This window comes from Micromonospora parastrephiae (assembly GCF_016802865.1).
In the GTDB taxonomy this organism is placed as follows: Bacteria; Actinomycetota; Actinomycetes; order Mycobacteriales; family Micromonosporaceae; genus Micromonospora; species Micromonospora parastrephiae.
The window spans coordinates 1-3,042 of the sequence record NZ_JAEVHM010000348.1; the positions used below are offsets into that span (position 1 = coordinate 1).

Annotated in this window: 2 protein-coding genes and 2 pseudogenes; 1 reads left to right on the plus strand and 3 read right to left on the minus strand. The window is 74.5% G+C overall.

What is annotated here, in order from left to right; genetic code table 11:
- Window positions 1-96 precede the first annotated feature (96 nt).
- Window positions 97-369: pseudogene (locus JNW91_RS30740) on the minus strand (phasin family protein); the annotation flags it as partial.
- Between the two features lie 111 nt (window positions 370-480).
- On the opposite strand from JNW91_RS30740, the gene JNW91_RS30745 reads away from it, so the two are divergent.
- Window positions 481-819: an SCP2 sterol-binding domain-containing protein gene (locus JNW91_RS30745; protein WP_203178967.1), complete on the plus strand. Its 339-nt coding sequence runs from the start codon at window positions 481-483 to the stop codon at window positions 817-819.
- Window positions 820-838: 19 nt separating this feature from the next.
- Here JNW91_RS30745 and JNW91_RS30750 read toward each other — a convergent pair.
- A pseudogene (locus JNW91_RS30750) lies at window positions 839-1,857 on the minus strand (HAD-IIA family hydrolase).
- Complete coding sequence (locus tag JNW91_RS30755; protein WP_309244533.1) at window positions 1,854-2,834, minus strand: tetratricopeptide repeat protein; 981 nt, start codon at window positions 2,832-2,834, stop codon at window positions 1,854-1,856. Before JNW91_RS30755 ends, JNW91_RS30750 begins: the two are co-directional and overlap by 4 nt.
- Window positions 2,835-3,042: the final 208 nt, after the last annotated feature.

The window sequence follows — 3,042 nt, forward strand, 5'->3', positions numbered from 1 at the left end:
GTTCGTACGCGGGTGGGGTGGCTCCGGCCGCCCCACCCGGCGGTTCGCTCGCCGCACCCGGCGGTTTGTTCGCCGAGGCAGCGCTCAGGAAGCGGGGTCACGCACCCGTCGGGTCAACTCGGCCACCTCGTCGGCGGTGGCCAGGCCGACCGCGCCGAGCGCCCGGTCGACCTCGAACCGGACCAGCTTGGTCAGCGCCTCCCGGTTGGCGGCGCCGGTGCTCACCAGCTCCTCGCCGAGGGCCTGGAGTTGGGCGGCGGTCGCCCCGCCGGAGCCGACGAGGCGACGCGCCACGTCCTGGGCCTTCTTCCGGGGCGCCTCCGCCAGGCCCATGGCCAGTTCGAGGTAGGCGCGCCACGCGTCCTGCATGCCGATGTCCTTCCATGGGGCGGGGTGTGCAGGTGTCACGCTACCGGGCACCCCGCGCTGTCCTGTGCGGTACGGTGCCCCGGACGGCGTGGCGATCAGCGAGGGGGAGATGTGGCCAGCGTGGACGAGTGCCGGCAGGCGTTGCAGGAGCTGGCCGCCCGGTTGGACCGCAACGCCGAGACGGTGCGCGAACGAATCGACCTGGAGCGGACGCTGACCTGCCGGATCACCGACCTGGACACGGCGTTCCACGGCCGGATCAGCGGCGGCCGGCTGGTCGATCTGACCGACGGCGACGACCCCAAGGCCAAGATCGCACTGAACACGTCCAGCGACGACCTGCTGGCCCTGGTGCGCGGCGACCTGGACGTCACCAGCGCGGTGGCGTCCCGCCGGGTGTCGATCAAGGCGAACCCGTTCGACCTGCTGAAGCTGCGCAAGCTGCTCTGACGAGCGCCCCTGCACCGTCTCACCCGGCGCCGGGCAGCCCGAAGCTCTCCAGGGCGCGGGCCGCGTCCGGGCCCGCCGCGCGGATCTTCGGCAGCGCCGGCGCCGACCAGGCCGCCGCGCAGAGCGCGGCCAGCGCGTCCAACGGCCGACCCGAGCCGGCCAACTCCAACGCGCCATCCTGGTCCGTCACGGACCACCCCTCGGCGTCCCCCGGGACCCGCACGGCCGCGTCCGGCTCGAAGAGCCCCGCCAGGTCCCGCGCCACGTACGTGGGCCGCCGCCGCGGCTCGGCGGCCAGCAGCTCGGGTACGCCGCTGACGCCGGTGAGCACGAGCAGGCTGTCCAGCCCGGCGCGGCGCGCGCCCTCGATGTCGGTGTCCAGACGGTCACCGACGACCAGGGCCCGGCCACCGCTGCCGCGCCGCGCGGCGGTCTCGAACAGCGCCGGTTCCGGCTTGCCGACCACCACGTCGGGATCCCGCTCCAACGCGGTCCGCAGCACGGCGACCAGCGAGCCGTTGCCGGGCAACGGTCCACGGTTGCTGGGCAGGGTCCGGTCGGTGTTGGTGGCGATCCAGATCGCGCCCGATCGCACCGCCACCGAGGCTTCCGCCAGCTCGGCCCAGCCGACCTGCGGGCCGTAGCCCTGCACCACCGCTGCCGGCTTCTCGTCGCGCGGGAGACCGGGGTCAGGCCGACCGCGCGCAGCTCGGCACGCAGCGCCTCCGCGCCGACCACCAGCACCGGCGCGCCGGCGGGCAGCCGGTCACGGAGCAACTCGGCAGAGGCCGCGGCGGAGGTCAGCACCTCCTCCGGCCGGGCGGGCACCCCCATCCCGGTCAGCAGGTCGGCGACCTCGCTGGACCGCCGGGAGGCGTTGTTGGTCGCGTACGCCACCGCCCGCCCCTCGGCGTGCAGCCGGGCCACCGCCTCGACCGCGCCGGGAATCGGCCGGTCGATCAGGTAGATCACCCCGTCCAGGTCGAAGACGACCAGGGTGTACCCGTCGACCAGCCGCTTCCCGGCATCCGTACTCACCGCTGCGTCGGCTCCGACTCGTCGCCCCGGGCGGGGGCGGTGTCGTCGGCGTTCACCGCGTCGGCGACCGGCGCGGTCCGGTCCGACGGCTCGGCGTTCCCGCTCTCGTCGGGGTGCCGGTCCTCGTCCTCGTCGTCGAAGCCCTCGTCGTCCGCGGAACGGCCGACAGCGCCGCCCTGCTCGTCGTCGTCGAAGTCCTCGTCGCGCTCGTCGTCCTCGTCGTCCTCGTCGTCGAAGTCGTCCTCGTCTTCGTCTTCGTCGTCGCGGTCGTCGTCCTCGTCGTCGTCCCGGTCCGCCGTGTCGTCGTCACCGGCCGTCAGGTCGGTGTCCGGCTGGGTCGGCACCGCGCCGGGAGCGCCCGGACCAGCGGCGATCTCCTCGGCCTCGTCCTCGTCGTCGCCCTCGATGACCACGCCGTCGAGTTCGAGCAGCCGCTCGGCCGCGTCGGTCTCGCCCTCGGTGTCCACGTCGGCGGCGCGGGAGAACCACTCGCGGGCCTCCTCGCGCCGGCCCACCGCGAGCAGCGCGTCGGCGTACGCGTACCGCAGCCGCGCGGTCCACGGCACGGTGGCCTCGCTGGTGAGGTCCGGGACCTGGAGCATCGCCACGGCGGCGTCCTTCTGCCCGAGGTCACCCCGGGCGCCGGCGGCGACGATCAGCAACTCGATCGCGACGGCCTGGTCCAGCTTGTCCCGGTCAGCGCCGCGGAACAGGTCGATGGCCCGCTCCGGTCGGCCCAGTGCGCGCTCACAGTCCGCGAGCACGGCGATGTGACTCTGCAGGCCGCTCATCCGGTGGTACGTGCGCAGCTCGGCGATCGCCGTCTGCCACTCCCCCGCGTGGTACGCGGCCAGGCCCACCGCCTCACGGACGGCGGAGATGCGTGAGGCGAGCCGACGGGCGGCCAGCGCGTGCGCCAGCGCCTCCGCCGGGTCCTCGTCGATCAGCTGCCCGGTGGCGACCAGGTGCCGGGCCACCGTTTCGGCGACCGGCTTGTTCAGCGACAGCAGCTCGGCACGGACGTCCTTGTCGAGGTCGGTCGCGACGATGTCGTCCGGCAACACGCTGGCGCGGACGTGCGCCCACCCTCGACGGCCCTCCAGTCGAACCCGTCGCGCCACCGGTCGGCGAGGGCGCGCACGCGGTCGGTGCTCATCCCGTACGCGTCGCCGACTCCCGGCAGGT